The 2,498-nt window shown below is 59.4% G+C and carries 2 protein-coding genes; one reads left to right on the forward strand and one right to left on the reverse strand.

What is annotated here, in order from left to right; translation table 11 throughout:
- The first annotated feature begins 488 nt into the window (after positions 1-488).
- A complete protein-coding gene (locus tag GIW04_RS29780; RefSeq protein WP_120249149.1) occupies positions 489-1,640 on the forward strand; it encodes an MFS transporter in 1,152 nt (383 codons plus the stop codon).
- An 8-nt stretch (positions 1,641-1,648) separates the two neighbouring features.
- Here the strand turns inward: GIW04_RS29780 and GIW04_RS29785 are convergent.
- A partial coding sequence (locus GIW04_RS29785; protein ID WP_236314083.1) for a type III secretion protein occupies positions 1,649-2,498 on the reverse strand: 850 nt, incomplete at its 5' end.

Below are 2,498 nucleotides of genomic sequence, written 5' to 3' on the forward strand. Positions count from 1 at the left end.
GAACCCTAAGTGGCCGTAACCTAAATAACGGATATGTACCCGGTCCAACTGTGTTGACTGTCAGGCCGCCTTCGCAGGCAAGCCAGCTCTCACATTTGGATCGCGGGGCGTCAGGCCTCCCTTACAGCAATGCCCCTCTTAGCGCACGGACGTGGCAATTGCCCACTGATATTGCCTCGCGTCTCTACCTAGTGGGACTGCGGCATATTACAGAACGCCAAGTCTGTGGAAAGTGATCTGGAAGGTGGTAATCCGCCGCAAGAAACCTGGGGTTCAGCCACTCCCGCAGGGATTACACACCTTCCAGCCCACCTCCTACAGGCTCGATCATTTCTACGTGGTCACCGGTGGTCAAAGCGTTCCGTGTTTGTAAAAAAAATTGCCTCGCACCCCGTAACACCAAGGGAACCCGGCTCGCTCGAGAGGGCCTGATGTGCAAGGATGTCGCGCCGGACATCGTTCGTTGAACGCCAAACCAAGGATTTTTCATGACTGCCATTCCCCCCCCTGCCCCCGTGGTTCCCGGGCGACTGGAACAGATGTCGACCCGCATCGCTTTTTTTATCGCAGGTTTTGGTATCGCGGCCTGGGCGCCGTTGGTGCCGTTTGCCAAGGCGCGCGCGAATCTGAACGAAGGCACGCTTGGCCTGCTGCTGTTATGCCTGGGGATGGGGTCGATCATCGCGATGCCGGTTGCGGGCGTACTGGCCTCGCGTTATGGCTGCCGACGCGTGCTGACCGCAGGGACACTGATGATCTGCCTGGCCCTGCCGACGCTGGCCACCGTCAGTTCGATCCCGTTGTTGATCGCAGGTTTATTCCTGTTTGGCGCGGGCCTGGGCACCGTGGACTCCACCGTCAATCTGCAAGCGGTGATCGTTGAGCGCGCCAGCGGCAAAACCATGATGTCGGGTTTCCATGGTCTGTTCAGCCTGGGGGGCATTGTGGGCGCAGCGGGGGTTGCCGGCTTGCTGGGGCTGGGCCTGTCGCCACTGCAGGCCACTTTGCTGGTGGTTGTTATCATGGTTGTGGCGCTGTTGAAGGCCGCACCCCACCTGTTGCCTTATGGCAGCGAGAGCTCGGGCCCGGCGTTTGCGGTGCCCCATGGCGTAGTGTTTTTTATCGGTTGTCTGTGTTTCATCGTGTTCCTGGCTGAAGGTGCCGTTCTGGATTGGAGCGCGGTGTTCCTGAGTGCTGAGCGCGGTCTGGATGAGGCTTACGCCGGCCTGGGCTACGCGGCATTTGCCTTGACCATGACCGCTGGACGCCTGACCGGTGATGCCATTGTCCGACGCCTGGGCGCCACGCGAGTGATCGTGATCGGTGGCACGCTGGCCTGTGGTGGGTTGCTTCTGGCGACGCTATTGCCGGCCTGGGAAACTGCGTTGCTCGGGTATGCCTTGGTGGGCGCCGGTTGTTCGAACATCGTGCCGGTGCTGTACACCGCTGTGGGTAAACAAACAGTCATGCCGGAACATATTGCGGTGCCGGCCATCACCACATTGGGTTATGCCGGCATTCTCGCCGGCCCCGCCATGATCGGTTTCATCGCCCATGGCAGCAGCTTGAATATCGCCTTCGTCTTGGTCGCAGTGTTGCTGGCGGCAGTGGCCATCAGTGGCAAGATCCTCAGGGTGTAAACCAGACTTCAGCGCGTTTTACGGGCATCATCCTGCTCCCGCCAGCGTTCGAGGTTTTTGTTGCTGAGCCAGCCTTCCTTGTGAGGCGGGCCAAACAGTCGTGCGCCGCTGGCACGCTCCAATGACGGCAGCAAACCCGGACGCTCGATAATGTTCTTCGCCGTGTAGACACAGAGTTCGCTGTACTTGGACTTGGGCATGCCCGTAGACGTATCCACCACAGGCTCGCCCTGCTGATCAACCTCATACGGGTCTTGCATAACCACCCGAAGCTTGGCTATTTCAAGGTACTGATACGGTTCAAACAGGTAGGTTCGATCCATGGCCTTGTCTCTCAGGTTCGGAAACTCGCTTTGCAGCGCCTCCACCACCTGGGCATTGCCTTGGGCATGAAATGGATCCTGGCTGAACACGTTGGCAGAGCTGTTGCCCTGCAAAGCCTGGGCTGCCGCACTGAGGCTGTCACGCGTGATATCGCCGTCACGGCTGAAGATCGCGTCGCTTAACCGCGGGCGCTTGAGAATTTCCCTGACGACCTGGATCGCGCTGTCCAGCGCCTCGCTTTCACCCAAAGGGTGAGCGGCGATCCGCTGCAAGGACAGCCAGGTCAAGCGGCCATCATTTAAGAACGAGTGCAGCAGGCCGAAAGACTTTTCCAAAGCTTTAGCCAACTGGTTGTCCGTTGAGTTTTCACCCGGCAGGGTACCGCTGGACCGTTGCGTCACAGGGTTCTGCAAATCTCTATAACGCAGAGCGGACAAGGTTGCGCGCAACAGAAAGGGCTTGTGCGGGCCTCCAGCCGGAGGCGTAGAAGAGGTTTCATGCCAGGTTTCAGGGGGGGCGGCCGGGGCCGGTGAT

The organism is Pseudomonas sp. PA-4-8C (assembly GCF_021606625.1).
Taxonomy (GTDB): domain Bacteria; phylum Pseudomonadota; class Gammaproteobacteria; order Pseudomonadales; family Pseudomonadaceae; genus Aquipseudomonas; species Aquipseudomonas lactis.